The sequence below is a fragment of the Pseudoduganella danionis genome, from assembly GCF_009720775.1.
In the GTDB taxonomy this organism is placed as follows: Bacteria; Pseudomonadota; Gammaproteobacteria; order Burkholderiales; family Burkholderiaceae_D; genus Rugamonas; species Rugamonas danionis.
This window is the reverse complement of the sequence record NZ_WNKW01000003.1, coordinates 82,723-107,823: the sequence shown is the minus strand read 5'-3', so window position 1 is coordinate 107,823 and position 25,101 is coordinate 82,723. Positions and strand designations below refer to the sequence as shown.

Here is a 25,101-nt window from a genome sequence, read left to right as displayed (position 1 = left end):
ATGGCTTTAAGTCGTCAGGCAAAGTGGAGTTCTGTCGCGTTGGTGCTGATCCTCGGTTCCGCCGCCGGCCTGCTATGGTTCGGCAACCAGCCCGATGCGCCGCCTGCCATCGCCCAGCCGCTGGCCAAGGCCGGTAGTGCACTCGGCGTGGCCGGCAAAGGCAGCGCCGCCGACAAGACCCACTGGAAGGATTTGACGCCTGAACAGCAGCACACGCTGGCGCCATTGGCTGGCGAATGGGACCAGATGGAGCCGCTGCGCCGGCAGAAATGGCTGGGCATCATCAAGCGCTATGCCTCGATGAAGCCGGACGAACAGGCGCGCGTGCAGGAACGCATGCGTGAGTGGGTGCGTATGACGCCGGAGGAACGCCGTCAGGTACGCCAGAACTTCGCCCGCGCCAAGAAGATCGACCCGTCGCAGAAGAACACGCAATGGGAGTCCTACCAGCAGTTGTCGGACGATGAAAAGAAAGAACTGGCAGCCAAGGCGGCGGTGAAGCCACAGGTGGCCAACCTGCCCACAGCAGCCCAGAGCAAACTCAAAACCGTGGCACCGATCAAGCCACTGGTGGTGACGGAAAACGGTTCGGCCAGTGCCCCGGCCTTAGCGCCACCAGCACCGCTGCCCGCTCCGCTAATGCCCCCTGCCAGCAATATGGCACCGGCTGGCAGTGCAGCTGGATCCAGCGGCACCAATAACGGCAGCAGCACGGGCGGCGGCTACACCACTGGCACCGCAAGCCCTGCAACTGGCGACGGCGCCACGATTCCGAATGCTTCCAACATAACGCCGGCACCCGTGCCGGCCGCAGCACAGCCTACGAGCAGCAATGTCAAATAAATTCGCAACCACTCCGCCTGTTACCGAAACTGCAGTAACTTACCCCGGCGTGGGTCGCCGCCTGATCTCCATGGTGTATGAAACGCTGCTGGCTTTCGCCGTGCTGTTTCTGCCTTTCCTGATATTCGAATTCATCGTACAGGCGCGTCACACGCCCGCGCTCGAGCATACGCGTCAGGCCCTGCTGTTCCTTGTGCTGGGTGCCTATTTCATCCATCAGTGGAGCCGCGAAGGTCAGACGCTGGCCATGCGCACGTGGCGGCTCAAAGTAATCCGCCCCGGCCACGCCCATCTGTCGCTGCAGACGGCTGCCGTACGCTATCTGCTGAGCTGGATGTGGGTACTGCCCGCGCTGATCGTCAGCGCCGTGCTGCATCTGGAAAAATGGCAGGCGCTGGGCGCCATCGGCGTCGGCATACTGGCGTGGGCCATGACGGCTTTCCTCGATGCCGACCGCCAGTTCCTGCACGATAAGCTGACGGGCACCCGTCTGGTGCAACTGCCGCCACTGCCGAAGAAAAAGAAACAGGCCAGCGCCGCCTGAGCGACACTGGCCTGCTGTAGCCTTTGAACTAAGGCCGCGTTCTTGCGGCTGCGCCTAGAAACGCTCGTGTGGCTGCAGATAGCGCCACTCGCCTTGCGGCAGGCTGGACATGGCGATGCGGCCGATGCGGATGCGCTTCATAGCCACCACGCTGAGTCCCACCATCTTGCACATGTGCTCGATCTGGCCCGGTTTCGGGCCTTTCACGGCAAAGCGCAGACGGCGCTCGTTCTGCCAGCTCACTTTGATCGGTGGCAGCGGCTTGCCGTTGAACGGCAAGCCGTGATTGAGTAGCGCCAGACCGTTCTCGGCAATCTCGCCACTCACTTCCACGATAATCTCCTGTTCCATGCGCGCCGCTTCTTCCGTCAGCTTGCGGTTGACGCGGAAATCCTGCGTCAGCACCAGCAGACCGCTGGCCTGCGTTTCCAGCGGCAGCGTCAGTACCAGATTGGCCAGATGGCGTTTGAGGAAGCGCTGCGACGGTGCCGTGCGCGTCAGCGTATCGGGCCTGATCTGGTGCAGCGCCGGTAGACCATCCTTGCCTATGCCGCCATTCACGCCCACCGCCTTATGCAGCAGCAGCGTCACCGGTACAGCTTCCAGCAGCGTCGCATCGGCTGCAATCGTAATCTCCTGCTCGGGCGTGACGCGTGCACCCGCCTCTTCCACCACCACGCCATCCACGCTGACGTAACCGCCTTCGATATACAGTTCAGCTTCGCGGCGCGAGCAAGGGCGCATCTCGGCCACGCGCTTGGCGAGGCGGACGCTTTGATCAGTGGTGGATTCGGTCATCCGAAAAAATCTCCAAAAACAGTAATGGCGCGTTCGATATCGTCGCGCGAGGTATCCATATGAGTAACGATGCGCAGACGGGGCGCCATCGAAACGCGGATACGGGTCAGTTGCAGCACGTCGTTGAGGCCACGGCAGGCGTCGGCCGGAATATCGACGTAGAAAATATTGGTCTGCGGCGTAGACACGGTGATGCCCTTCACCTTGGCCAGTTCACTGGCGAAGTAGGCCGCATTCTCATGATCCTCGGCCAGCCGCGCGTACTGATGCTGCAAGGCGTACAGGCCACCGGCAGCCAGTATGCCGGCCTGCCGCATGCCGCCGCCCAGCATCTTGCGCCAGCGCTTGGCCTCGGCGATCAGCGGCTTGCTACCGCACAGCACCGAACCAACCGGCGCGCCCAGACCTTTGGACAGGCAGACAGAAACGGAATCGAAACCGGCCACCGCCGCGCTTGGGCTCACGCCCAGCTTGACGGCAGCATTGCAGATGCGCGCACCATCAAGGTGAGTGGCCAGGCCGCGCTCATGCGCGAGCGCCGTGGCCTGCTGCAGATAATCGAGCCCCAGCACCTTGCCGCCGATAGTATTTTCCAGCGCCAGCAAACGGGTACGGGCAAAGTGAATATCGTCCGGTTTGATCTGCGCCGCGATATCGGCCAGCGCAAGGCTGCCGTCGGGCTGATTGCTGATGGGCTGCGGCTGTATGCTGCCCAGCACCGCCGCGCCGCCGCCTTCGTAGCGATAGGTGTGGGCTTCCTGCCCCACCAGATATTCGTCGCCACGGCCGCAATGTGCCAGCAGGGCTAGCAGATTACTCTGCGTACCCGATGGTGCGAACAGTGCCGCTTCGTAGCCGAACAGGTCGGCCGTATAGTCCTGCAACTGGTTGACGCTAGGGTCATCGCCATACACGTCGTCGCCAACTTCAGCCGCGTGCATGGCAGCGCGCATCGCCGCGCTAGGGCGGGTGACGGTGTCGCTGCGTAAATCCAGCCATTGTTCATTCAGCCCGCTCATCTTCTGCACTACCCTCTTACGTTGTTTGCGCGGCCACTTGCTGCGTATAGAAACGCTGGCCCATTTCTTCCAGCCCCAGCGTCTCCAGCACTTCCTGCAGACGCTGCGAGGGCCGCTGACGCGGCAGGTCTTTATAGGTAGCGATGATCAGCTCATTCTTCATCGAATGCTCCCAGCCCACCAGTTCCGTCACGTTGACCTGATAGCCATGCGCTTCCAGTTGCAGACAGCGCAGCACGTTGGTGATCTGGCTGCCGAATTCGCGCGTATGGATAGGGTGACGCCAGATTTCCGTCAGCGCCGACTTGGCCAGCGACTTGCCCTTGTTCTTCTTCAGCACGGAAGCTACTTCGGCCTGACAGCAAGGCACCAGCACCATGTAGCGCGCCTTCTTCTTCAGCGCGAAGTCGATGGCATCATCGGTGGCCGTGTTACACGCGTGCAGCGCGGTGACGATGTCGATCTGTTCGGGCAGCAGCTTCGACTCAGTGGACTCGGCCACCGACAGCGGCAGGAAGGACATGCCGGGGAAGTTGAATTGCTGCGCCAGTTCCTGCGAGCGCTTGACCAGTTCTTCGCGTGTTTCGATGCCGTAGATGTGCGAGTCATCGTTGAGTGCCTTGAAGAACAGATCGTAGATGATGAAGCCCAGATAGGACTTGCCTGCACCGTGATCGACCAGCGAAATGCTGCCCTTGGTTTCCAGCAGATCCTTGAGCAACGGCTCGATGAACTGGTACAGGTGATAAACCTGTTTGAGCTTGCGACGGCTGTCCTGATTCATCTTGCCGTCGCGCGTCAGGATATGCAGTTCCTGCAGCAGCGCGACCGTCTGGCCTTCGCGGATTTCTGGCATATTGTCGGCGCCCGTGACGGTTGCGCCGATCTTGGCAGCTCCTGCTGCCTTGTTCTTATTTGGCTTCATCGATCCACGCCTGTTGGATTGCTTCGAGTACCTTCTCGCCACCGCGCGTGTGGTCATCGTCGAACTCTTCCAGTTCGACGATCCAGTTATGCAGATCGGTAAAGCGTATCGTCAGCGGATCGATATCGGGAAACTTGTCGTAGAGCGCTTCCGCAATCGCGCTGATGTCCGTCCACTTCATGTCAGTGACCGCCTTCGCTAGCGTGGTTGATGGTGTACTTCGGAATTTCGATGACCAGATCTTCGTCGGCCACTACAGCCTGACAGGACAGGCGCGACACGGCTTCCAGCCCCCATGCCTTGTCCAGCTGGTCTTCTTCGTTCTCGCTCGCTTCGCTGAGTGAATCGAAGCCTTCGCGCACCAGCACGTGGCAGGTGGTGCAGGCGCAGGACTTCTCGCAAGCGTGTTCGATGTGGATGTCATTTTCCAGCATGATGTCGCACAGCGTTTTGCCAGCGTCAGCTTCGATGACGGCGCCGTCCGGGCACAGTTTGGCGTGGGGCAGGAATACGATTTGTGGCACTTGTAACCTCTGTAAATGTTTAAACGACCTGATCCAGCTTCTTGCCGGCCAGTGCGCTGCGCACGCTGCGATCCATGCGGCGCGATGCAAATTCTTCCGTACCCTGCGCCAGCGATTCCACTGCCGCTTTGACGGCACTGTGATCGACGGCACCGGCCTGCGACTGCGCGACTACGCCGCGCACACTGGCGATCAGCGCATCGAGCGCTGCGCGCTCGTCAGCCGACAGCAGCGCGCCATCTTCGGCCAGCGCCGATTCGGTCGCCAGGATGATGCGCTCCGCTTCCACCTGCTCTTCACGCAAGGCGCGCGCCTTCATGTCCACGTCGGCCGCCTGATAGGAATCCTGCAGCATGCGTGCCACGTCGTCATCGCCCAGACCGTAGGACGGCTTGACGCTGATCGATGCTTCCACGCCCGAGCGCAGTTCGCGTGCCGAAACGGACAGCAGCCCATCAGCATCGACCTGATAGGTGATGCGGATACGCGCCGCACCTGCGGCCATCGGTGGAATGCCGCGCAGCTCGAAGCGGGCCAGCGAACGGCAGTCCGTCACCAGTTCGCGCTCGCCCTGCAGCACATGCACGGCCAGCGCCGTCTGGCCATCCTTGAAGGTGGTGAATTCCTGCGCACGCGCGCAAGGAATGGTGGAATTACGGGGGATGATCTTCTCGACCAGACCGCCCATGGTTTCGATACCGAGCGACAGCGGCGTCACGTCCAGCAGCAGCCAGTCGTCTCCGGCAGCGCGGTTACCGGCCAGCAGATTGGCCTGAATCGCAGCACCGAGCGCCACCACTTTGTCCGGATCGATATTCGCGTGCGGGATGGTGTGGAAGAAATCGCTCACGGCACGCTGCACATGCGGCATGCGGGTCGCGCCACCCACCATCACCACGCCATCGACATCGTCTGCATCGACATTGGCGTCGCGCAGCGCTTTCTTGATGGCGTTCATGGTCTTGGTAATCAGGTGCTTGGTGATCTCGTGGAAAGTCTCCGCCGTGATCTTCAGATGCACTTCTTCGCCCGAACTGAGCACCGCATCCACCGTCACTTCATCTTTACTGGACAGCAGTTCCTTGGCTTCGCGCGCCTTCACCATCAGCACCGCCGTATCTTCTTCCGACAGCGGCGCCAGCTTTTCTTCCTGATGGATGTAGCAGAACAGACGGTGGTCAAAGTCGTCGCCACCAAGCGCCGAATCGCCGCCCGTGGACAGGACTTCAAACACGCCCTTGCTCAGCTTGAGGATGGAGATATCGAAGGTGCCGCCGCCCAGATCGTACACGGCGTACAGGCCTTCCGAGCCATTATCGAGACCGTAGGCAATCGCGGCAGCCGTCGGCTCGCTGAGCAGGCGCAGCACATTCAGACCGGCCAGCTGGGCCGCATCCTTGGTGGCCTGACGCTGGGCGTCGTCGAAATAGGCCGGCACGGTAATCACGGCGCCCACCAGATCATCACCTAGCGTATCTTCCGCGCGCTGGCGCAGCGTAGCGAGAATCTGCGCCGACACTTCCACCGGACTTTTCACGCCGGCGATGGTCTTCAGCTGCACCATGCCGGGCGTATCGAGGAAATCGTAAGGCAGGTTTTCCGCGTAGGCGATATCGGCCAGGCCGCGGCCCATGAAGCGCTTGACGGAGACGATGGTGTTCTTCGGATCGGTGGTCTGCGCAGCCTGCGCCTTGTAACCGATGTTGGCATGGCCATTAGGCAGATAGCGCACCACGGAAGGCAGCAGCGGGCGGCCGTCCTCGTCGCTCAGCACTTCGGGGATGCTGCTGCGGACAGTCGCAACCAGCGAATTGGTGGTACCCAGATCTATCCCTACCGCCAGCCGGTGCTGGTGCGGTGCAGTGGACATGCCGGGTTCGGAAATTTGCAGAAGGGCCATGTAGTGTATGCCGTGCGGCTCTGATTAAATGATGATGCCGGGACATGCCCGGCCTGAGTCTCTCTGTACTGCCAGTATCTAGGCTGGCCTTGCTGTGGCGGGCGCTATCTCTGTCGCCCTGCCGCGCGCCCGTTCAGGCGTCTTCCAGCAGGCTCAGTGCACTGTCTATCTCTTGCTTCAGCTTTTCGATGAACATCAGCGCGCGCACACCCTGAGCTGCCTGCGCATAATCGCTGCTGGCGATCTGCTGCTCGATGGCGGCCAGTTGCGTCTTGCGTTCGCGCCGCAGTTGCTGATCCAGCCCTTCCAGCGCATCCACATCTTTCGCTGCACGTGCATCGCCGAGCTCTTCGCGCCACTCCATCTGCTGCATCAGGAAAGCCATAGGCATGGCCGTATTCGATTCCGTCTGCAGATCCACGCCAGCCAGCTCGCACATATACTGCGCGCGCTTCTGCGGATGCTTCAGCGTCTGGTAGGCCTCGTTGGCACGGGTGGCCCACTGCATGGCGACGCGCTTCTCGGCGTCGGTGGCATTGACGTATTTATCGGGATGGACGCGGTTCTGCACGTCGCGGTAGGCGCTATCGAGCGCTTGCGCGTCGACGGCAAATTGCAGGGGCAGATTGAACAGCTCGAAGTGGTTTTGCATGGCTGGTCAGATGCGGAAGCTTTCGCCGCAACCGCAAGCGTCTTTCTGGTTCGGGTTGTTGAACTTGAAGCCTTCGTTCAGACCTTCGCGGGCGAAATCGAGTTCCGTGCCGTCGATGTAAGGCAGGCTTTTTGGGTCGACGAACACTTTCACGCCGTGCGATTCGAACACATTGTCCTCATCAGCCACTTCGTCCACATATTCGAGCTTGTAGGCCAGTCCGGAGCAGCCCGTCGTGCGCACGCCAAAACGCAGGCCTATGCCTTTGCCGCGACGTTCGATGTAACGGTTGATGTGTTTCGCTGCTTTTTCGGTCAGGGTGATAGCCATTTGATTCTCCCGCGCCGCGCCACGAAGGTGGCGGCGGCGTGATTGTATAACGAGCCGGAGCTCAGCAAACTTAGGCGCTAGCCGGATGTTTGTTCTGGTAGTCCAGAACTGCTGCCTTGATGGCGTCTTCGGCCAGAATCGAGCAGTGGATTTTCACCGGTGGCAGTGCCAGTTCTTCAGCGATTTCCGTGTTCTTGATGGCCAGCGCCTGATCCAGCGTTTTGCCCTTGACCCATTCCGTTACCAGCGAGCTGGAAGCGATGGCCGAACCGCAGCCATAGGTCTTGAATTTCGCGTCTTCGATCTTGCCGTCGGCGCCCACTTTGATCTGCAGCTTCATCACGTCGCCGCAAGCAGGTGCGCCCACCATGCCGGTGCCAACGCTGTCATCGCCTTTTTCGAAGGCGCCCACGTTGCGCGGGTTTTCGTAGTGATCGAGTACTTTTTCCGAGTAAGCCATGATAGTGCTCCTGTGTTCTCTATTTCTTAAAAATTAGTGCGCTGCCCACTGGATCGAATTAATGTCGATCCCCTCTTTGAACATATCCCACAGTGGCGACAGTTCGCGCAGCTTGCCCACTTTGGATTTCATCAGATCGACAGCGAAATCGATGTCAGCTTCAGTGGTGAAGCGGCCGATGGTGAAACGGATCGAGCTGTGTGCCAGTTCATCACTGCGGCCCAGTGCGCGCAGCACGTAGGATGGCTCCAGACTGGCCGAGGTGCAGGCCGAACCGGACGACACGGCCAGATCTTTCACCGCCATGATCAGCGATTCGCCTTCTACATAGTTGAAGCTGACATTCAGGTTATGCGGCACGCGGTGATCCATATCGCCATTGATATAGGTCTCCTCGATTTCCTGCAGTCCCTTGGCCAGACGGTCGCGCAGCGCCTTGATGCGCACGATCTCTTCGTCCATCTCGACCTTGGCCAGGCGGAAGGCTTCGCCCATGCCCACGATCTGGTGGGTCGGCAGCGTGCCCGAACGCAGGCCGCGCTCGTGGCCACCACCGTGCATCTGCGCTTCGATACGCACACGCGGCTTGCGGCACACATACAAGGCACCGATACCTTTTGGGCCATAGGTTTTGTGCGCGGTGAAGGTCATCAGATCGACCTTGGTCTTCTGCAGATCGATCGCCACTTTGCCCGTTGCCTGGGCCGCGTCGCAGTGGAAGATGATGCCTTTCGAACGGCACAGCGCGCCGATTTCGTCGATCGGCTGGATCACGCCGATCTCGTTATTCACCAGCATCACGGAAACCAGAATGGTGTCCGGACGGATGGCGGCGGTCAGCTGTTCGATGGTGATCAGGCCGTTGTCCTGCGGTTCCAGATAGGTGGCTTCGAAGCCGATACGCTCCAGTTCGCGCACCGTGTCCAGCACCGATTTGTGCTCGGTTTTCACGGTGATGATGTGCTTGCCCTTGGTCTTGTAGAACTGCGCCGCGCCCTTGATCGCCAGATTGTTCGATTCGGTCGCGCCCGAAGTCCAGATGATTTCGCGCGCATCGGCATTCACCAGCGCAGCCACGTGGCCGCGTGCCTCTTCCACGGCTTTCTCTGCCGTCCAGCCGTACATGTGGCTACGCGAAGCAGGATTACCGAACTGTTCGCGCAGGTAAGGAATCATCTGGTCGGCCACACGTGGATCGATCGGCGTAGTAGCCGAGTAGTCCATATAGATAGGGAAATGCGGGGCCGTCTGGAACTGTACAGGCGCGATATTTTTTTCAGGGGCGTTCATCTGGTAACTCCGGGTTAGGGGTCGCTCAACCGTGAGCGGCGTGATTGCGGTGCAGCACCACGACGTTCTGTTCAGCGTTCTTCAACTTCTGCTGATCGACCAGATCCTGCAAAGATACGGAATCGAGGTAATCAACCATTTTTTCATTCAAAGTGGCCCACAGCTCGTGGGTCATGCAGCGCGCGCCGCTGGCGATGTCGGCGCCGTGGCAGTTTTCCTTGCCGCCACACTGAGTGGCGTCCAGCGGCTCGTCCACGGCGATGATGATGTCGGCCACGGTGACCTTGTCGGCGCGGCGCGCCAGACTGTAGCCGCCGCCGGGGCCACGGATGGATTCGACGATCTCGTGGCGGCGCAGTTTGCCGAATAATTGCTCAAGATAGGACAGAGAAATGTCCTGACGCTGGCTGATGCCGGACAGCGTGACGGGACCTTTGCCCTGGCGTAGAGCCAGATCTATCATCGCAGTCACAGCAAAACGGCCTTTGGTGGTCAGACGCATCACTACCTCGGTTGGGTTAAAATATCGACCGCTCAGCATCCCTGAATAAGCGGATTAGTTGATCGAATTAGTCAAGTATATCAAACTTTAAAAAAGTCTGCCCGCCAGCCGCTGGCGCCGGCTGCCCCGCCCGCCCCTGCAGCAGCTTCATGGGCCCGAACAATGCATGCATGTCAGCATTGCCAATAAAACTCAGGTTGTAGGGATGTTCGGCACGTATCTGCGGGAATTTCTGCATCAACGGCAGTTTGCTGAGTGTTTCCGCAATTTTTCCCCACAGTATCAGTGTCGGCACCACTCTGGCCTGTTCGGCCAGCCCCGCCATCACCGTCTCGAAAAACGGCAGCCAGGCACGGGCATCTTTGACCGGCGCAACGTGATGGCGGAACACCAGCGCTGCGTTCAGCAACAGAAACCCCTGCTCGGTTAATTTATCCTGCAACTCGGCCAGCGTGAGGATATGGCTGCCGCTGCCCTGCTGGGCACGCACGGCGATACCGGCCATGGCTACGGTGCCAGTGTCATCCAGATCAAGTTGACCATCCGCCACCAGCAGCATTTTCATGAAATTGCGCAGCGAAGTGGCTTTATTTACAGGCTTGGACAAGCCGCCGCCCAACTGGTCCGACCACAGGCTGCCCACCGCCCCATCCATGAAGCTGACGCCGGTGGCACTGGCAGCACGCGGATATGGCCCCTCCCCCACCAGCACATAGCGCACCTGCTCGAGCGGCAGTTCAAACGCTGCGAACAGGCGCTGTTCAGTGGGCAGGTAGTCGTCCTCAGCCAGTTGTGGCAGATAGTCGGGCGTGGCCGCCATGATGGCTTCCAGCCCCTGCACGAGTAGCGGGCGCCACGACACATCGGCACGATTCAATGCAGCACGAAAATGGGCAGGAATGGTCATAGGAGCTGCAAACCTTCTAGCAAAAGACGAAATTGTAGCCCAACCTCCGTTCCCCCCTTCTGCCAACCCGTTCAGGGGCCGCACGATAGCGCCGCTGTAACTCATCAAAAAATTGCATTAAGGGAATCTTAAAAATAATTTTGACAACTCAATGTATCTTCGGATAAGATTCTCTCATTCAATAATCGTTACCGGAGAACAAACAATGCTGTTCAAAAAATCGTTGCTGCTGGCCGCCCTGCTGGGTGCTACCCTGACCGCCCAAGCTAACGTTGCCATCGTCGGCAGCAAGATCGTTGTTAAAGACACGGGTGCGGTCACCGCAACCTTCCTCGGTTCCGATGCTGGCTACAACGACGTGGTGTTCTTCGACAATTCCGGTACCCAACTGTTCAGCGGCCATCACACCGCCAACGGCACCACCATCGATCTGGGCACCTACAATGCCGGCACCATCCTGAATTTCAGCATCCATGTCGACAACACCGGTGACAACTTCTACATGGGCCCCGCTTCCGTCAACAAGGACAACGTGTTCCACGCTGCCGTAACCCAGACCAGCAACAACACCGCCGTGGTAGGTTTTGAAGATCTGTATGGCGGTGGCGACCGTGATTACAACGACATCCAGTTCAAAGTCACCAACGTGACCGCTGCTGTACCAGAACCAGAAAGCTACGCCATGATGCTGGGTGGCCTTGGCCTGATGGGTCTGCTGGCCCGTCGCCGCAAAGCCAAGTAATCCGGCGCATCTCTCCTGTTAAGACGGCGTACCGTAGAGTCTCTACGGTACGCCGTGTTTTTTTGCCTGTGCACGTCAGCAGCGGCGATGAACGCGCCCGCATTGGATGCTGCGCCAATCCGGCGCGCTTGATGTTTGCATAATTTTGCAGCACTATTTGAGGCACCCTTAGACCCTAATGCAGAGGCAGGCGTGACCGCTCCCGATATTTCCAAACTCAAGATCGAACGCAATCCCGCCACAGCCAGTGCGCGTCCCGCACGCCGGCGCTGGGTCAGGCCCGTCCTTGCTGGTGCCGTGCTGCTGGCCGTGGCCGCCATCGCCAGCAAACAGATCAACGGCAGTGCCAGCGTGGAAACCGTTACCGTTGCCCAGTCCTACCCGTCCCAGAGCTACACCCTGCTCAACGCTACCGGCTATGTGGTGGCCCAGCGTAAAGCCTCGCTGTCCTCGAAAGCCACCGGCCGGCTGGAATGGCTGGGCGTACTGGAAGGCAGCGCCGTCAAGAAGGACGAGATCATCGCCCGGCTAGAAAACCGCGACGTCTCGGCCACACTGGGTCAAGCGCAGGCGAATATCAAGGTGGCGCAGGCCAATCTGGAACAGGGCCAGGCCGAGCTGGCCGATGCGCAGGCCAATTTCAAGCGCACGGGCGAACTGCTGGCGCAGAAATTCATTACGGCCTCGGCCTATGATGCGGCGCAGGCCCGCCTGAGCAAGGCCAAAGCCAATATCGCCGGCTATCAGGCGGCCATCGCTGCGGCGCGCGCCAGCGCGCAGGTAGCACAGGTGGCGCTGGACCAGACACTGATCCGCGCCCCCTTCGATGGCGTGGTGCTGACCAAGAACGCCAACGTGGGCGACAACATCACGCCCTACTCGTCCGCCGCCGACAGCAAGGGCGCCGTCGTCACCATCGCCGACATGAGCACGCTGGAAGTGGAAGCGGACGTGTCCGAGTCGAATCTGAGCAAGATCCGCGTCGACCAGCCAGCCGACATCACGCTCGATGCCTTCCCCGAACTGCATCTGGCCGGCACCGTCTCGCGCATGGTACCGACCATAGACCGCAGCAAAGCCACTTTGCTCGTAAAAGTGCGCTTTAGCGAGCGCGATGCGCGCGTGCTGCCCGATATGAGCGCCAAAGTGGCCTTCCTCTCCAAAGCCGTGCCACCGGAAGACCGGCAGGCCGTGACCAGCGTGCAGGCGGCCGCCATCGCCTCGCGTGACGGCAAATCCGTGCTGTTCGTGCTGGACGGCGAAAAGGTCAGACAGGTGGCCGTCACCCAGGGGCGCAAGCTGGGCGAACTGGTGGAAATCCGGGGCGTGAAGGCGGGCGACAAGGTGGTGCTGACGCCGGACGCCAAGCTGCACGACGGTGCAGCCGTTAGCCTGAACAAGAAATAGGCCGCCATGAGCGAACCACTGGTATTGATAGAACATCTGGTCAAGTCCTACCGCCGTGGCGATCAGGTGGTGGAAGTGCTGCGCGATATCAGCCTGAATATTCCGGCCGGCGAATTTGCCGCGCTGATGGGACCTTCCGGCTCGGGCAAGAGCACCTTGCTCAATCTGATCGCCGGTATCGACAAACCCGATAGCGGCGTATTGCGCATCAACGGCCTCGATATCGCCGGCATGGGCGAATCGGACCTCGCGCGCTGGCGCGCCCAGAACGTGGGCTTCATTTTCCAGTTTTACAATCTGATGCCGGTGATGACGGCCTATGAAAACGTGGAACTGCCGCTGCTGCTCACACCCCTGTCGCGGCGCGAACGGCGCGAGCGGGTGGAACTGACGCTGGCCATGGTCAATCTGGCCGACCGCATGGACCACACGCCCAACGAACTGTCCGGCGGCCAGCAGCAGCGCGTGGCCATTGCGCGCGCCATCGTCACTGATCCTACGCTGATCGTGGCGGACGAACCGACGGGCGATCTGGACCGCGCCTCGGCCAGCGAGATTCTGGCCCTGCTGCAGCAGCTCAACCAGCAACTGGGCAAGACCATCATCATGGTGACCCACGATGCGGCAGCGGCAGCGCAGGCGCGCACATTGATCCATCTGGAAAAGGGCGAACTGATCGCCGGACAGGCAGCCTGACACCATGTATTCGCTGCGGCTGATCATCAAGAACGCCATGCGCCACAAGCTGCGCACGGGCCTGACAGTGCTCGGTCTGGTGGTGGCGATCTTTTCCTTCGGCCTGCTGCAGACGGTGGTAGACGCATGGTATGCCGGTTCCGAAGGCGCTTCGAATACCACCCTGGTCACCCGCAACAAAACCTCGCTGGTGTTCCCCCTGCCGCTGTCCTACCAGGCGCGCATCCGCGCCGTGCCCGGCGTGACGGGCGTGGGCTATGCCAACTGGTTCCAGGGCATCTACAAAGACCCCAAGAATTTCTTCGCACAATTCGCTGTCTCGGGCGAGAGCTACCTGAATATCTACCCCGACTATCTGCTGCCCGCCGAGCAGCGCGCCGCCTTCCTGCATGATCGCAAGGGCTGCATTGTCGGGCGCAAGCTGGCCGACCAGTATGGCTTCAAGGTGGGCGACACCATCCCCCTCAAAGGCACCATCTATCCCGGCAACTGGGAGCTCGTCGTGCGCGGCATTTACGATGGCCGCCAGAGCAGCACCAATACGGCCACCCTGTTCTTCCACTGGGACTACGTCAACGAAACCATCAAGAAGATCATACCGCGCCGTGCCAATCAGATCGGCGTGTATGTAGTGCAGATCAACCAGCCGGAGAACGCCGCCGCCATTTCCGCCGCCGTGGATAAGGAATTCGCCAACTCGCTGGCCGAAACGCTGACCGAAACAGAGAAAGCCTTCCAGCTCAGCTTCGTCTCCATGTCGGAAGCCATCGTCGTGGCCATCCGTGTGGTGTCCTTCGTGGTGATCATCATCATTGCAGCCGTGATGGCCAACACCATGGCCATGAGCGCACGCGAACGTCTGGGCGAATATGCCACGCTCAAGGCACTCGGCTTCGGCCCCGGCTTTCTTTCGCTGATGATCTTCGGCGAATCCATGCTGCTGGCACTGGTAGGCGCGGCCATAGGCATAGCCCTGCTATTCCCCTTCGCCGTCTTCCTCGGCAAAGTCATGGGCACCATGTTCCCCGTGTTTCAGGTGTCCCAGTTGACGGTGCTGCTGCAAGTAGCTGCCGCGCTGGTGATAGGCGCCGTGGCCGCGATAGCGCCCACCATACGCGCCGTGCGCATCAGCATCGTCGACGGCCTGCGGAGCATAGGATGAAGATTCCACTGTCCTACGTGGCACGCAATCTGTGGGCACGCCGCCTGACTACGGCGCTCACGGCTGCCGGTCTGGCGCTGGTGGTGTTTGTATTTGCCACCGTGCTGATGCTGGACGAAGGGCTGCGCAACACCATGGTGACCACCGGCGAATACGATAACGTGGTACTGGTGCGGCGCGGGGCTGAGACGGAAGTCCAGAGTTTTATCGACCGGGTGCAGGCCAACATCGCCGCCAGCCACCCCGCCATCGCGCGCGATGCAACGGGACAGCCATGGCTATCCAGGGAAACCGTGGTGCTGATTTCGCTGATCAAGCGCGACTCGGGCAAGCCGTCCAACGTGATCATCCGCGGCATCGCGCACGACGCGCTGACGCTGCGCCCGCAGGTGAAACTGACGGCAGGCCGCATGTTCCGTTCCGGTGCTTCGGAAATCATTGCAGGCGCCAGCGTTGCGCGCCGCTTCAACGGCGCCGGCATAGGCGAGAAGATCCGCTTCGGCCAGCGCGAGTGGACCGTGGTAGGTCTGTACGACGCCGGCAACAGCGGCTTCGACTCGGAAATCTGGGGCGATGCCGACCAGCTCATGCCGGCCTTCCGCCGCAATGCCTATTCCGCCATGGTGCTGCGGCTGGCCGATAGCCGCCATTTCGAGCAATTCAAGCACGATATCGAGAATGACCAGCGCCTGACGCTCGACGCCAAACGCGAGCAGACCTTCTATGCCGACCAATCCAAAGCCCTGTCTACCTTCATCAGCGTGCTGGGTCTGATCCTGTCCGTGATCTTCTCCATCGGCGCCATGATAGGCGCCACCATCACCATGTATGCCTCGGTGGCCAACCGTGTGGGCGAAATCGGCACCTTGCGCGCACTGGGCTTCCAGCGCCGCAGCATCCTGGCCGCCTTCCTCAGCGAATCCATGCTGCTGGCCGTGGTAGGCGGTGCGCTGGGACTGGCTTGCGCCTCGCTGATGCAGTTCATCTCCTTCTCGACCACCAATTTCCAATCGTTTTCAGAACTGGCTTTCGGCTTCCGTCTGACTGGTGCCATCATCGTGAAAACCTTGCTGTTCTCGCTAGCCATGGGCGGCATAGGCGGCTTCCTGCCTGCGCTGCGCGCGGCCCGCATGCCCATCGTCGACGCCCTGCGTGCCGCTTGAGCCGCTACGCTGTGGCGTATGCAACAGCTTTACCACAACGCTAAAAGCACATCCCTACAAAGCATGCTAGACTCAATTCATCATTAATAGTCTAGCCACCACTGCCACTCAAGCAGGTCAGCATGCCACACCAGCGCCGCCCTCTCGCCCGCCCCAGCGCCACCTGGCTGTGCGCTATGGCGCTGCTGAGTATATGCAGTCTTCCGCTACCAACTAGCGCCGGCGAGCTACTCCCGAAACGTTTGCCCGTGCGCGAATATCTGCACGAACTACGCCAGCAGCTGACGGAAAAAACCGCTCCGCAACGGCGCCAGTGGCGCAATGGCGACAGCCTGCGCCTGCCCATCCCTGCGGCGCCGGATAATGCCGGGGGCCTGGTGCCGCGCCAGCCCGTGCAACCGCGCGCCAATCTGGCCCAGCATCCTACTACGGCCAGCTGGCCAGACGCTTCGGCTTCCATCTTCGAGCGCTACTGGTGGCAGATCCTGCTCGGCGGCAGTCTGATCATTCTGCAGGGTTTGCTGATCTCCGCGTTGATTTTTGCGCTGCGCTCGCGCCGGGTGACGCTCGATGCTTTGCACGACGAGCGCAACCAGCTGGAAGCACGCGTGCTGCAACGTACGCAGGAACTGATGCAGGCCAACGCCAAACTCGAGCAGCTGGCCACCACCGATCCGCTGACCGGCATAGGTAACCGCCGCCGCATGACGGAGCAGATCAACCGCGAGCTGGATCGTGGCCGCCGCTTCGGCCACCCGCTGTCGCTGCTGATGGCCGACATCGACCACTTCAAGAACGTCAACGATCAGTACGGCCACGAAGCCGGTGACCGCGTCATCATCGCCGTTGCGCGGGCACTGGCCGAGGGCGTGCGCAATATCGATATGGCTTCGCGTTTCGGCGGCGAGGAATTTGTGCTGCTGATGCCGGAAACCTCGATCGAGGTCGCCACTAGCGCGGCGGAACGGCTGCGCCAGGAAATCGCCGCGCTCGAAGTCAAAGGCGACAAGGGCGAAAGCATACACTTCACCATCAGCATAGGCGTGGCCATGGCGCCGCCGGAAAACACCCTGGATACACCGTCGACGCTGGTATCACGCGCCGACAAGGCGCTCTATCAAGCCAAGGAAGCGGGCCGCAACCGCGTAATGTGCAACGGCTAGACCACCGCGGTCTTATTCTGCGTCCGGCTGCTGCGCAGGGTGTGCTTGCTGGAACGCTGGCAGCTCGGCGCAGGCCGCATGGATGCGCATGATGGTCGGGTATGGACTCAGATCGAGCTGGAAGCGCTGGGCATTGAACACCTGTGGCACCAGACAGCAGTCGGCCAGCGTGGGCGTATCGCCGTGGCAGTAACGGCCGGTGCGCGCATCCGTCGCCAGCAACTGCTCAAAGGAGGCCAGCCCTGCACTCATCCACTGGTGCAGCCACGCCAGCTTCTGCTCTTCCGTCACATTCAGCACCCCGCTCAGGTACTTGAGTACGCGCAGATTGCCCAACGGATGAGTATCGGCGGCAATGGTCAGCGCCAGTGCGCGCACACGCGCACGGCCGGCCGCATCGACGGGCAGCAGCGGCAGGTCTGGCCGGGTCTCGTCCAGATATTCGATGATGGCCAGCGACTGGCCAATGGCCGCACCACCATCGTCCAGTGCCGGCAGCAGGCCGGCAGGATTGACGGCGCGATAGGCCGGATGCAGATGTTCGCCGCCGTCGCGCAGCAGATGCACGGGCACGGCATCGTAGGCCAGCCCTTTCAGATTCAGGGCGATGCGCACGCGGTAGGCGGCGGAACTGCGGAAATAGGTATAGAGCTTCATGGTCAGATCCGGAATGGTTCGGTTAGTCGTTTCAGTCCTGCCCTGCAGGCGTAGCCATCATCCACAGCATGAGTGCGGACAGCAGCGCAGGCACGGCGGCTATCAGGAAGATGGTGCTGTTCGGCCAGTTCATGCGCAGCAGTTCTCCACCGAGCAAAGGACCGATGATGGAACCGATGCGCCCCACGCCCAGACTCCAGCCTATGCCGGTGGAACGCAGCGTGGTGGGATAGTAGTTCGCTGCCAGCGCATTCACGGCCGGCTGGCCGCCCACGATGCAGAAGCCCGCGACCAGTATCGCCACGCACAGCAGCGCCAGCAGATGCTGTGACTGGCCGATCAGCGCAATCGCCGCAGCCGCCAGCAGGAAGCTGGGGATCAGTACGCGGCGGAAGCTGGAGCGGTCAATCAACTGGCCCATGGCCAGTGTGCCGATGGTGCCGCCCACGGGCAGGATGGTACCGGCCAGCACGGCCGCGCTGGTGGACAGTCCCGCATCCTTGAGGATGGTCGGCAGCCAGTTGGACAGAAAGTAAAGATTGAGCAGATTGAGGAAATTCACCAGCCACAGCAGCAGCGTGGTGCGGGCCCGGCCTGCCTTGAACAGGGCGGTAACGGAGCCCCGGCTATCGACCTGCTGCGGCACCAGATAACCCTGCCCGTGCTGCGGCGTGAAGGCCGGATCGATGCGGCGCAGCCAAATGGCCACCCGCTCTATGCGCTTGCCACTAAGGATGACGAACTGCATGGACTCCGGCAGCATCCACAGCATCAGCAGGCCGATTAGCAGCGGCAGCGCGCCGCCGATGTAGAACACCGCATGCCAGCCATACATGGGCATCACGGCGGCCGCTACCAGCCCGCCCACGACAGCGCCCACCGTAAAGCCGCAGGACACCAGCATCATCAGCGTGACGCGGCGCCGGCGCGGGCTGTATTCACCGGCCAGCGCCATCACATTCGGCATGATGGCGCCCAGCCCTATGCCGGTAATGAAGCGCAGCCACTGCAGCTGTTCCAGCGTGCTGCAGGCAGGGGTGAGCAGCATACAGACCGAGAAGAACAGCGTAGCGCCTATCAGTATCGGGCGGCGGCCCAGCTTGTCGGCCAGCACGCTAAACAACAGCGAACCGGCCAGCATGCCGAACAGTCCCGCGCCGAACACTGGCCCCAGACTGGCTTTGCTGACTTGCCACTGCTGGATGATGGCCGGCGCCACATAGCCCATGGCCTGCACGTCGAAACCATCCATCAGGATGCACAGGCCGCACAGCAGATACACGCCGAGCTGGAAGCGGCTGATGGGATTACGCTCGACCAGTGCCGCAATATCAACGGGTGCATACTGCATCTGCTGCGCTGCCTTTCTGCGTGGGGTACGCGAAGTGAGCTTACCGGAAAATTAACGTTCCGAGTAATGGGTGATGGTCTGTTCGATCGCACCGAATATGCTGCTGCCCTGGCCATCGTGCATTTCGATGCGCACGGTGTCGCCGAAGTGTAGATAGCTGGTTTGCGGCTTGCCCGTTTCGATGGTTTCGTACATACGCACTTCGGCCAGACAGCAATAGCCCACACCGCCGTTTTCGATGCTGGAGCCATGCAGGTTGCCCTGCTTGTTGGACACCGTGCCGGAACCGATGATGGTACCTGCCACCAGCTCGCGCGTGGTGGCAGCGTGCGCTACCAGCTGGGCGAAATTGAAGGTCATGTCTTCGCCCGCATTCGGTTTGCCGAACGGTCGGTGATTGAGTTCCACCAGCAGCGGCAGATGCACTTTGCAGTCGGCCCAGTGTGCGCCCAGTTCATCCGGCGTGACGGCCACCGGCGAGAAGGCACTGGCTGGCTTGGACTGGAAGAAGCCGAAGCCTTTGGCCAGTTCGTTAGGAATCAGGTTGCGCAGCGAGACATCATTCACCAGCATCACCAGCCGGATGGCCTTGGCACTATCGTCCAGGCTCGCGCCCATGCGCACGTCGCCAGTAATCACGGCCACTTCGGCTTCCAGATCGATGCCCCACTCTTCCGACAGCGCATACACGGGATCACGCGGACCGACGAAGCTATCCGAGCCGCCCTGATACATCAGCGGGTCCGAATAGAACGAGGCTGGCACTTCCGCATTACGGGCTTTGCGCACCAGCTCCACGTGGTTGATATAGGCCGAACCATCGGCCCACTGGTAGGCGCGCGGCAGCGGCGAGTGGCAGAAGCTCTGGTCAAACGGCTGGGTATCCAGCAGTTCGCCCGCGTTCAGCGCGGCATACACCTGTTCCAGCCGCGGCGCGACCAGCTCCCAGTTATCGAGTGCGTGCTGCATGGTGGCAGCGATTTTCGGTACGTGCTGGTAACGCGACAGATCGCGGCTAACCACGACCAGGCGGCCGTCACGGCTGCCGTCTTTCAGTGTTGCGAGTTTCATGCCTTGGCCTCCGGTGCGTGCATCCACGCGGCGTGTTTCGGTGCTTTGCGGGTCTGTGCCCATTCTTCCAGCATTTCCCATTTGACGGCGTCGAGGCGCTCCATCATCTCCGGCGTGCCCGTGTTGGCCGCCAGTTCCAGCCGGTGGCCATTGGGGTCGAAGAAGTAGATCGATTTGAATATCGTGTGATTGACGGGGCCGATCACATCGATACCGGCCGCCACCAGACGCTCTTTGGCCGCCAGCAGTTCGTCCATGGACTCCACTTCCAGCGCCAGATGCTGCACCCAGTTCGGGGTGTTGCGGTCGCGGTCCATCGGTGGCTGGGTCGGCAGTTCGAAGAACGCCAGGATATTGCCATTGCCGGCATCGAGGAACACGTGCATATACGGGTCCGGTGCCTTGGTGGACGGAACTTCGTTCTCGGCGATGGCCAGAACGAAGTTCATATTGAGGTGCTTGCCATACCACTCGACAGTCTGTTTAGCGTCGATGCAGCGGTAGGCGACGTGGTGTACTTGCTTGATTTTCATGATTGCCTCCAACTAGGACATGCGCCATTAAAAGCCAAATTCAGATATCATACAAACAGTATTTCTCACCTCATTTATCAGATTTTCCGATGAATCCCAATTTACGCCAGATGCGCGCCCTCGTGGCCGTGGCCAAGACAGGCAGCTTCACGCTGGCCGCCGAGCACCTGAACGTGACCCAGTCGGCGCTGAGCGGTCAGATCAAGGAACTGGAACAGCTACTCGGCGTGCGCGTGGTCGAACGCACCACACGCAAGGCCCAGCTATCCGAACTGGGGCGCGAACTGACGCCGCTGTTCGACAAGATACTGCAGGATCTGGACCGCGCCATGGGCGACATCGCCAAACGGCGCGCGCTCAAACAGGGCTCGGTGCGCATCGCCGCGCCGCAGATGCTGTCCTGTACTCTACTACCGGAAGTGATCGCTGCCTACCGCGCGCGCTATTCCGATGTGCAGGTGCTGCTGGCCGATAGTCCGGTAGAGCTGGTGGCAGCGCGCGTGTTCAGCGGCGAAACCGACTTCGGCATCGGCCCCGAGCGCGATGCCGCCACCGAGATCGAAGCCCAGCAGCTATTCGAAATGCCTTTCGTCGTGGTGTTTCCGCCCGACCACCCGCTCGACCAGCTAGAACGCATCACCTGGACCGACGTGATCGACTACCCCATGATTTCGCTGCAGGGCCAGTTCACGGAACGGCTGTTGCGCGACATGCACGCTTCCTTCCGCGAACAGTCCATCACACCCTACAATGAAGTGACGTTCATGACGACGGCGCTGGCCATGGTGCACGCGCGGCTGGGCATCACCGTCTGTCTGCCTTACGCAGAAAAGATGGTGCAGCTATACGGCCTGCGCATGCGCACGCTGGAATCGCCGTCGCTGACGCGCCGTTTCTTTGTCTACACCCGTAATGCCCGGGCACTGTCGCCTGCTGCCGAAAGCTTCGTCAATTTCCTGCAGGAGTTTGCCGCTGCCCACGAATGGAATGTGCCGCAAGGCTGAACTCGCTATGACTACAAACACCATCGCCATCAACCAGCAGATGGATCACTTCGACGGCCACCACAGTGTCTGGCTATTCGGCTACGGCTCCCTGATCTACAAGGCCGATTTTCCATATCTGGAACGGCGCCCTGCCAGCATCAGCGGCTGGACGCGGCGCTTCTGGCAAGGCTCGCATGACCACCGCGGCACGCCCGAAGCGCCGGGCCGCGTGGTCACGCTGATCGAACATGCGGGCGCCACTTGCCACGGCATGGCTTACCTGATTACGCCCGAAGTGTTCGCCCATCTCGATCATCGCGAAAAGAACGGCTATCTGCGTCTGGCTACCCCCATTACTTTTGCCGATGGCCATAGTGAACTAGGCCTCGTGTACATCGCCATGCCCGATAACGACGCCTACCTCGGCGCCGCCAGCGAGCTGGAAATCGCCCGTCACATCGCCAGCTCGGCCGGCCCCAGCGGCCCGAATGCGGACTACCTCAACCTGCTCGCGCATGCGCTGCGCGAAATGGGCCATAGCGATCCGCATGTGTTCGCCATCGAACAGCATCTGGCCAGTTTCGACAAAGCAGACTGAACCATCGAACCACGCCAGCCCGCGGCACTAACGCCATCCCGGAACAGCCTGCGCACTCTGGCGCTCCTTCAGAAAAGATCGAGCTGCCCTGTCTCAGTGGGCCGCGCCAGCGCGCCCAGCGGCGGCACCACCAGCGGCCGCGTGAACTGGCTCGTATCCATTTCATGAAAACGGCTGCTGTGCCCGCCTAAGCCCAGGCGCGCACTGGCGATCTTGAAGCGCTGGCGTATCATGTCCGCCCATACGCCTTCGCCACGCATGCGGCTGCCAAAGTTGCTGTCGTAATCCTTGCCGCCACGCAGATCGCGCACGCGGTTCATCACGCGCTGGGCCCGCTCAGGAAAATGCGCCTGCAACCATTGCTGGAACAAAGGCGCCACTTCCCACGGCAGACGCAACACTGTGTAGTGCGCACTCAGCGCACCCGCTTCGCGCACGGCCTCCAGCAGTTGCTCGATTTCCGGCTCCGTCACAAAGGGGATGATGGGCGCGATGCTCACTGCGACGGGTATGCCCGCTTGCGTCAGCGTGCGGATGGTGCGCAAACGTCGGGCCGGTGTGGCGGCGCGGGGTTCCAGCGTGCGCGCCAGCGTGGAATCCAAGGTCGTCAGGGTCAGCGCCACGGCCGCCTGCCGCTTGGCCGCCATGGGCGCGAGAATATCGATATCGCGCTCGATCAGGGCCGACTTGGTTATCAGCCCAACAGGATGCTGGCACTCCTGTAGCACTTCCAGCACGCGCCGGGTCAGCTTACGCTCGCGCTCGCATGGCTGGTAGGCATCCGTATTCACACCTAGCGCTATCGCCTGCGGCTCATAACCCGCCTTGGCCAATTCGCGCCGCAGCATCTCCGGCGCATTGACCTTGGCGAAAATCTTGCTTTCGAAATCCATGCCGGGCGACAGGCCCAGATAACTGTGGGTGGGCCGCGCATAGCAATAAATGCAGCCATGCTCGCAACCGCGATAGGGATTGAGCGAGACGCTGAATGGCAGATCCGGCGACTGGTTACGGCTCAATATCGATTTGCAGTATTCATCCGTCACCTGGGTTTTCCATGGCGACGCCGGCTCGCCATCTTGCTCATGCTCCCAGCCATCATCATACGGCGCGCGCTGTTGCACCTCGAACCGCCCCTGCAGATTCGTCACCGCACCGCGCCCTTTTTGCCCTTTGAGCGAGGGCGGCGGCAGCATCACCTGCGACTGGTTGTTTTCATCATGGGACATGTCCCCTCCTGCGTTGTAATAACCCAACCAGACTCATTATCGAAATAGAAACTATAGATTGGAAAGTGACTTTTCAATGATATTATGTAAAGTAAGTTGCAATAAAAGAAATTGCACGCACGATTTTTATAACGACCTATCAACTCCCGGGGAAAATCATGAACTTCGTAAAAAAAATAGCACTTGCCGCAGCAACCACACTGACTCTGGCCTGTACCGCCAACGCCTTCGCCGCTCCAATGAAATATGAAATTAAAGGTACGGGCTCCGGCAGCATAGGCGGCAATACCTTTAGCAATCAGGCCTTCGATATCAGCTTCATAGGCGATGCCGCTAGCAGTCCTGACCTGATCGATCCACTTGCCAGCGCCCAGATCGCCATCAGCGGCTTGGGCACAGCCACTCTGAACATTGCCACCCGCGTCGGTCTGGCAGGCACTACCATCGTCTATTTCAGCCGCTCCGAAAGCCTGGGCGGTCTCGATCTATTCGACTTCCGCGTGCTCACGCCTATCAGCAGCCTCAATTCGGTATTTTCGGTAGCAGGCACGGACATCTTTGCGCTCGATCAGTTTAAGAACATCAGCAGCACGCTAGGCGATGTCACTCTCGAATCCTCATCGGACGTCGTGTTTTCCAGCTCTGACGTTAGCGCAGTACCAGAACCAGAAACCTATGCCCTTATGCTGGCCGGGCTGGGTTTGATCGGTGTGGCTGCACGTCGCAAAGCTGGCAAGCAAGCTGCATAAACACGTAACTTCATCGCGGGACAGCACAGCTTGCGCTGCCCCGCCCCCTGCTGCCCCCCTCCACCTCCCGACTCTACCCAGCGTTCCGACTGGCTCAGAATAATAAAATACTGTATTTTTATACAGTATTTTAGACGCCGATCCTCAAGCTATCAAGCGAAAAATCAAACGTGCGGCGCCACCTTCTTGGGTGCCCTGAGCCAAGCTGGTATCATGCTCGCCTTTCGGGGCTATGGTTGATCCCTGCGCCCAGCGCGCCCCCACGCCAGACCACCTATGCGAGCCTAACCATGAACACTCAAGCCCAGCCGTCTTTCGCCAGCCGGATTTCCATCGCCATCGGCGCCTTCTTCCGCGCCCTGTCCGATGCTGACTATGCGGCGCGCCTGCGCGATATCGACCGCGCGCCTGCTTTTGCGCCAGTTTCCGCCCCAGTCGCTGCGCCCGTCCCTGCACCTGCTCCGGCACCGGTCGCCGCCCCTGCACCTGCGCCAGCGCCTATCGTGCTGCGCGAAGCCACACCAGACGCCGCCCTGCAGTTGCTGACGCTGTTCCAGCGCGAAGCGCGCCTGATCGACTTCACGCAGGAAAATCTGACCGCCTACTCGGACGCCGACATCGGCGCCGCTGCCCGCGTGGTGCACGAAGGCTGCAACAAAGTGCTGCGCGAGCACTTCAGCATCGAACCCGTACGCAGCGAATCCGAAGGCAGCCGCATCGTGCTCGAAGCCGGCTTCGACGCCGCGACCGTGCGCCTGACCGGCAACGTGGTGGGCAGCGCTCCCTTCCGCGGCGCGCTGAGCCACCGCGGCTGGCGCGCCACCAGCGTGCGTCTGCCCAAACTGGCAGAAGCCCATGACGCCAGCATACTGGCACCGGCCGAGGTGGAGCTATGAGCGA

At 60.8% G+C, this 25,101-nt stretch carries 29 protein-coding genes; 12 read left to right on the top strand and 17 right to left on the bottom strand.

Features of this window, described 5'->3' with window-relative positions; genetic code table 11:
* Both GM655_RS12090 and GM655_RS12085 read left to right on the top strand, forming a co-directional pair.
* Positions 1 to 843: a DUF3106 domain-containing protein gene (locus GM655_RS12090; RefSeq protein WP_155434949.1), complete on the top strand. Its 843-nt coding sequence runs from the start codon at positions 1 to 3 to the stop codon at positions 841 to 843.
* Positions 833 to 1,387: an RDD family protein gene (locus tag GM655_RS12085; RefSeq protein WP_155434948.1), complete on the top strand. Its 555-nt coding sequence runs from the start codon at positions 833 to 835 to the stop codon at positions 1,385 to 1,387. Before GM655_RS12090 ends, GM655_RS12085 begins: the two co-directional genes overlap by 11 nt.
* Positions 1,388 to 1,441: 54 nt before the next feature.
* On the opposite strand, the gene GM655_RS12080 is transcribed toward GM655_RS12085, so the two are convergent.
* From GM655_RS12080 to GM655_RS12025, 12 genes are all read right to left on the bottom strand, one after another.
* On the bottom strand, positions 1,442 to 2,185 hold the full coding sequence (locus GM655_RS12080) for an rRNA pseudouridine synthase (RefSeq protein WP_155434947.1): 744 nt from the start codon (positions 2,183 to 2,185) through the stop codon (positions 1,442 to 1,444).
* Positions 2,182 to 3,204: a low-specificity L-threonine aldolase gene (gene ltaE / locus GM655_RS12075; RefSeq protein WP_155434946.1), complete on the bottom strand. Its 1,023-nt coding sequence runs from the start codon at positions 3,202 to 3,204 to the stop codon at positions 2,182 to 2,184. The genes GM655_RS12080 and ltaE overlap by 4 nt, the downstream gene beginning before the upstream one ends.
* 16 nt (positions 3,205 to 3,220) lie before the next feature.
* Complete coding sequence (locus GM655_RS12070; protein WP_155434945.1) at positions 3,221 to 4,129, bottom strand: class I SAM-dependent methyltransferase; 909 nt, start codon at positions 4,127 to 4,129, stop codon at positions 3,221 to 3,223.
* Complete coding sequence (iscX, locus tag GM655_RS12065) at positions 4,116 to 4,310, bottom strand: Fe-S cluster assembly protein IscX (protein ID WP_155434944.1); 195 nt, start codon at positions 4,308 to 4,310, stop codon at positions 4,116 to 4,118. Before iscX ends, GM655_RS12070 begins: the two co-directional genes overlap by 14 nt.
* Position 4,311: 1 nt before the next feature.
* Positions 4,312 to 4,653: an ISC system 2Fe-2S type ferredoxin gene (fdx, locus tag GM655_RS12060; RefSeq protein WP_161034826.1), complete on the bottom strand. Its 342-nt coding sequence runs from the start codon at positions 4,651 to 4,653 to the stop codon at positions 4,312 to 4,314.
* Between the two features lie 19 nt (positions 4,654 to 4,672).
* Complete coding sequence (gene hscA, locus GM655_RS12055; RefSeq protein ID WP_155434943.1) at positions 4,673 to 6,553, bottom strand: Fe-S protein assembly chaperone HscA; 1,881 nt, start codon at positions 6,551 to 6,553, stop codon at positions 4,673 to 4,675.
* Between the two features lie 133 nt (positions 6,554 to 6,686).
* The gene (hscB, locus tag GM655_RS12050; RefSeq protein WP_155434942.1) at positions 6,687 to 7,205 is read right to left on the bottom strand and encodes a Fe-S protein assembly co-chaperone HscB; all 519 of its coding nucleotides are present in this window, start codon (positions 7,203 to 7,205) and stop codon (positions 6,687 to 6,689) included.
* Between the two features lie 6 nt (positions 7,206 to 7,211).
* Positions 7,212 to 7,535: an iron-sulfur cluster assembly protein IscA gene (iscA, locus tag GM655_RS12045; RefSeq protein ID WP_155434941.1), complete on the bottom strand. Its 324-nt coding sequence runs from the start codon at positions 7,533 to 7,535 to the stop codon at positions 7,212 to 7,214.
* A gap of 70 nt (positions 7,536 to 7,605) precedes the next feature.
* A complete protein-coding gene (gene iscU, locus GM655_RS12040; RefSeq protein ID WP_155434940.1) occupies positions 7,606 to 7,995 on the bottom strand; it encodes a Fe-S cluster assembly scaffold IscU in 390 nt (129 codons plus the stop codon).
* A gap of 33 nt (positions 7,996 to 8,028) precedes the next feature.
* Entirely contained in the window at positions 8,029 to 9,285 is a 1,257-nt protein-coding gene (locus tag GM655_RS12035; RefSeq protein WP_155434939.1) for an IscS subfamily cysteine desulfurase, read from the bottom strand.
* 25 nt (positions 9,286 to 9,310) lie between these two features.
* Entirely contained in the window at positions 9,311 to 9,787 is a 477-nt protein-coding gene (iscR, locus tag GM655_RS12030; protein ID WP_155434938.1) for a Fe-S cluster assembly transcriptional regulator IscR, read from the bottom strand.
* A gap of 67 nt (positions 9,788 to 9,854) precedes the next feature.
* Positions 9,855 to 10,694, bottom strand: coding sequence for a uracil-DNA glycosylase family protein (locus tag GM655_RS12025; RefSeq protein ID WP_155434937.1), 840 nt, complete (start codon positions 10,692 to 10,694; stop codon positions 9,855 to 9,857).
* 205 nt (positions 10,695 to 10,899) lie between these two features.
* Here GM655_RS12025 and GM655_RS23375 point away from each other — a divergent pair, with 205 nt between their 5' ends.
* The 6 genes from GM655_RS23375 to GM655_RS23245 all read left to right on the top strand — a co-directional run bounded on the left by GM655_RS23375 (position 10,900) and on the right by GM655_RS23245 (position 17,027).
* Entirely contained in the window at positions 10,900 to 11,436 is a 537-nt protein-coding gene (locus tag GM655_RS23375; RefSeq protein ID WP_196308758.1) for a DUF4114 domain-containing protein, read from the top strand.
* A 192-nt stretch (positions 11,437 to 11,628) separates the two neighbouring features.
* On the top strand, positions 11,629 to 12,843 hold the full coding sequence (locus tag GM655_RS12015) for an efflux RND transporter periplasmic adaptor subunit (protein WP_371866793.1): 1,215 nt from the start codon (positions 11,629 to 11,631) through the stop codon (positions 12,841 to 12,843).
* A gap of 6 nt (positions 12,844 to 12,849) precedes the next feature.
* On the top strand, positions 12,850 to 13,539 hold the full coding sequence (locus GM655_RS12010; protein WP_155434934.1) for an ABC transporter ATP-binding protein: 690 nt from the start codon (positions 12,850 to 12,852) through the stop codon (positions 13,537 to 13,539).
* A 4-nt stretch (positions 13,540 to 13,543) separates the two neighbouring features.
* A complete protein-coding gene (locus tag GM655_RS12005) occupies positions 13,544 to 14,701 on the top strand; it encodes an ABC transporter permease (protein WP_155434933.1) in 1,158 nt (385 codons plus the stop codon).
* The gene (locus GM655_RS12000; RefSeq protein WP_155434932.1) at positions 14,698 to 15,864 is read left to right on the top strand and encodes an ABC transporter permease; all 1,167 of its coding nucleotides are present in this window, start codon (positions 14,698 to 14,700) and stop codon (positions 15,862 to 15,864) included. Before GM655_RS12005 ends, GM655_RS12000 begins: the two co-directional genes overlap by 4 nt.
* 248 nt (positions 15,865 to 16,112) lie before the next feature.
* Positions 16,113 to 17,027 carry a GGDEF domain-containing protein gene (locus GM655_RS23245; protein WP_371866792.1) on the top strand — a complete coding sequence of 305 codons (915 nt, stop codon included), beginning with the start codon at positions 16,113 to 16,115 and terminating at the stop codon, positions 17,025 to 17,027.
* Positions 17,028 to 17,039: 12 nt separating this feature from the next.
* Here GM655_RS23245 and maiA read toward each other — a convergent pair whose 3' ends face one another.
* From maiA to GM655_RS11975, 4 genes are read right to left on the bottom strand one after another with little or no spacing between them, the layout of a single operon-like run.
* The gene (gene maiA / locus GM655_RS11990; RefSeq protein WP_155434930.1) at positions 17,040 to 17,684 is read right to left on the bottom strand and encodes a maleylacetoacetate isomerase; all 645 of its coding nucleotides are present in this window, start codon (positions 17,682 to 17,684) and stop codon (positions 17,040 to 17,042) included.
* Positions 17,685 to 17,715: 31 nt separating this feature from the next.
* Positions 17,716 to 19,035, bottom strand: coding sequence for an MFS transporter (locus tag GM655_RS11985; protein ID WP_155434929.1), 1,320 nt, complete (start codon positions 19,033 to 19,035; stop codon positions 17,716 to 17,718).
* A 51-nt stretch (positions 19,036 to 19,086) separates the two neighbouring features.
* Entirely contained in the window at positions 19,087 to 20,106 is a 1,020-nt protein-coding gene (locus tag GM655_RS11980; protein ID WP_155434928.1) for a fumarylacetoacetate hydrolase family protein, read from the bottom strand.
* Positions 20,103 to 20,639: a VOC family protein gene (locus GM655_RS11975; protein WP_155434927.1), complete on the bottom strand. Its 537-nt coding sequence runs from the start codon at positions 20,637 to 20,639 to the stop codon at positions 20,103 to 20,105. Before GM655_RS11975 ends, GM655_RS11980 begins: the two co-directional genes overlap by 4 nt.
* 89 nt (positions 20,640 to 20,728) lie before the next feature.
* On the opposite strand from GM655_RS11975, the gene GM655_RS11970 reads away from it, so the two are divergent.
* Both GM655_RS11970 and GM655_RS11965 read left to right on the top strand, forming a co-directional pair.
* Positions 20,729 to 21,643, top strand: coding sequence for a LysR family transcriptional regulator (locus tag GM655_RS11970; protein ID WP_155434926.1), 915 nt, complete (start codon positions 20,729 to 20,731; stop codon positions 21,641 to 21,643).
* 7 nt (positions 21,644 to 21,650) lie between these two features.
* Positions 21,651 to 22,223 carry a gamma-glutamylcyclotransferase gene (locus tag GM655_RS11965; protein WP_155434925.1) on the top strand — a complete coding sequence of 191 codons (573 nt, stop codon included), beginning with the start codon at positions 21,651 to 21,653 and terminating at the stop codon, positions 22,221 to 22,223.
* Positions 22,224 to 22,291: 68 nt separating this feature from the next.
* On the opposite strand, the gene GM655_RS11960 is transcribed toward GM655_RS11965, so the two are convergent.
* Positions 22,292 to 23,452, bottom strand: a complete 1,161-nt coding sequence (locus tag GM655_RS11960; protein ID WP_155434924.1) for a PA0069 family radical SAM protein — start codon at positions 23,450 to 23,452, stop codon at positions 22,292 to 22,294.
* A gap of 158 nt (positions 23,453 to 23,610) precedes the next feature.
* On the opposite strand from GM655_RS11960, the gene GM655_RS11955 reads away from it, so the two are divergent.
* Both GM655_RS11955 and GM655_RS11950 read left to right on the top strand, forming a co-directional pair.
* Entirely contained in the window at positions 23,611 to 24,201 is a 591-nt protein-coding gene (locus tag GM655_RS11955; protein ID WP_229632537.1) for a PEPxxWA-CTERM sorting domain-containing protein, read from the top strand.
* Between the two features lie 290 nt (positions 24,202 to 24,491).
* Positions 24,492 to 25,097 carry a DUF2760 domain-containing protein gene (locus GM655_RS11950; protein ID WP_155434923.1) on the top strand — a complete coding sequence of 202 codons (606 nt, stop codon included), beginning with the start codon at positions 24,492 to 24,494 and terminating at the stop codon, positions 25,095 to 25,097.
* Positions 25,098 to 25,101: the final 4 nt, after the last annotated feature.